The organism is Nocardia shimofusensis NBRC 100134 (genome assembly GCF_001613125.1).
GTDB classification, from domain to species: domain Bacteria; phylum Actinomycetota; class Actinomycetes; order Mycobacteriales; family Mycobacteriaceae; genus Nocardia; species Nocardia shimofusensis.
Genome location: NZ_BDBT01000064.1, coordinates 1 through 2,470 on the forward strand (window position 1 = coordinate 1; position 2,470 = coordinate 2,470).

The 2,470-nt window shown below is 62.9% G+C and carries 1 protein-coding gene; it reads left to right on the forward strand.

Annotated elements, in window-relative coordinates; all coding sequences use genetic code 11:
• Positions 1–61: 61 nt before the first annotated feature.
• Complete coding sequence (locus NS3_RS28050) at positions 62–2,080, forward strand: AAA family ATPase (RefSeq protein ID WP_067866056.1); 2,019 nt, start codon at positions 62–64, stop codon at positions 2,078–2,080.
• The last annotated feature ends 390 nt before the right edge of the window (positions 2,081–2,470 follow it).

The following is a 2,470-nucleotide window of genomic DNA, read 5'->3' on the forward strand; positions in this document are numbered from 1 at the left end:
AGGTAGCTGGGAGTTGCTGGACTAGTGTTGTTCGGAGCCGATTTGCCGCGAGGGGGAACCCGTGCTTCTGAGCCGAGTACGTACCACCAACTACCGCTCGATCAACGACAGCGGGGAGTTCGAGATCGATCCGGGCAAGACATTGCTTGTGGGCGTCAACGAGGCGGGAAAGACCGCACTCCTTCGAGCTCTGCAGCAGATCAACGCTCCCGAGGACACCGAGAAGTTCTCGCCGCTACGAGATTATCCGCGCGCTCGGTACGTCACAGACATTCAGCGTGGAGCGTTGTCCCCGTCGCAGGTCGCGGTGACGGTGGCGACGTTCACCCTGACCGAGCCCGAGCGCCAGCTCATCTTGGAGGTTGCACCCGAGGCCACCGATGTCTCCGAGTACAGGGTCTACCGTTACCTCGACAACCACCGGTCTTGGGACTTCGGATCCGCGAAGCTCTGGTCGAAATTTGGCGAGATCCAGGCGGACCTGAAGCGCTTCCGGGCTTACCTGGCGAAGCAGGAGGATAGCGACGCCGTTGTCGCCGAACTCGATGCCCTGACTAAATCTTGGACAAGCGGGACTGTTATCCGAGGGGAGGAGGCAAAGAAGCTCTCAGCGTGGCTGGATTCGGCCTTTCCCCTCATCGAGGAGGGCAACTCCACCGAGGAGGAGCGCTACGCCCGGTTGGAGGCGGCGGTCGGGTACGCCGACCGGATTATCGAGGCAGGCAGCGTAGTACACGATCGCGTGCCACTGTTCGTGTACTACTCGACGTACTTTACGGTGCATCCTCGAATCAATTTGGCCTCCCTAGCCGCACGGCAAGCAAGCGATGACATCGATCCCGGGTACGACTTCGGCAACCTGTGCCTTCTCAAGCTCCTGGGGCTGACCGCCGAGGAGCTGTCCGACCTCGCGAAAGGCGAACCCGACCCAAGTCACCACGGCGGTCGTGAGACCGCCGGATACCAAGCGGCACACAAGCAGTACGAGGAGAAGCTGGATCAGAGGCAGCACATCCTCAACTCCGCCAGCGTGGACCTCACCAGGTCGATCCGGGAGGTCTGGGGTGATGAGAACGTCCAGCTGCGGCTCGCCGCCGACGGCCAGTACTTGAAGGTCGTCGTCGTCGATGACCTCGGCGTGGAGGTGGAACTTGACCAGCGCAGCGAGGGCTTCCGCTGGCTTGTGTCGTTCTTCGTCGTGTTCAAGGCCCAGGCCAGCGGAGACCTCAAGAACGCGATTCTGCTGCTCGATGAGCCCGGCATGAGCCTGCACGCGCTCAAGCAGCAGGAGTTCCGCAAGACCGCCACCCGGCTGGCCGAGGACAACCAGGTCATCTACACCACCCACTCACCGTTCATGGTCGGCACCGACGAACTCAACCTCGTCCGCATCGTCGAGATGACCGATCGCACGACCGGCACCAAGGTCCACACCCGGCTCTCGGTCGACGATCCCCGCTCGATCTACCCGCTACAGGCCGCCCTCGGCTATGAACTCGCCCAGAGCCTGTTTGGTCAGCCGCGCAATCTGGTCTGCGAGGGTGTGACAGACATGATGTACATCGAGGCCCTCAACGCCGCGCTCACCGCCGACGGTGCGGGGCTGAAGTCCACGATCGCGATCGTGCCAGCCAACAGCGCGAGCAAGGTCCTCTACTACGTCACCCTCCTGCGCAGCCAGAAGTTGAAGGTCGCCGCCTTGTTGGACTCCGACCAGGCAGGCGACAAGGCAGCGAAGCAGGACGAGCTGGTCCAGCTGCTCACCACCAAACAGATCCTGCGGACCAAGGACTACTCCAGCGGCACGGTCGCCAAGGCCGAGATCGAAGACCTTCTGCGCGACACCCTCGTTCAGGTCGCCAAGGGCGAGCTGGGCTGGGACGTCACCGCGATCGCGAGTTCTCAGCCCGGCCGGCCGATCGTTGACATCTTCACCAAGGAGATCACGGGCTTCTCGAAGTACAAGCTCGTCCGCGCCTTCGTGCGCTGGATCAGCTCGCACGCCATCTTCGACCTCACCTCAGATGAGCAGGCCGGCGTCGACAAGCTGTTCAAGGCCATCAACAACGCGTTGCGATAACCCGGATGTGCCTTGGGAACCTTCTGCCGGGCACCACGATCGCAGCAGCCGAGGCGAGTGCAGCCGCTACCCTGGTGAGGCCCTCTTTCCGGTGGCCAGGGATCGGGGGACCCGAAGGGACAGCGAATCGCGACCTGCACTCCAGGGCTCGACCCGGTTCACCGGCTCGGACACAGGGCAGTCGACGAGCACCAGGCCCAGCGGGCCGCAGGCCGACGTCAAACTGAGGTCTAAGACTCCACTGGTCAGGGCGGTACGACGCCCGAATCATTCCCAGCACCGGGCGTTGCAGAGCCACCATCGCTCATGCTCGGTTGGGCTCTACCCCAACCAGACGCCCACGACCAGACATAGCCGGAAGCGGAATGCACCGAATCCACTTCACCGAGG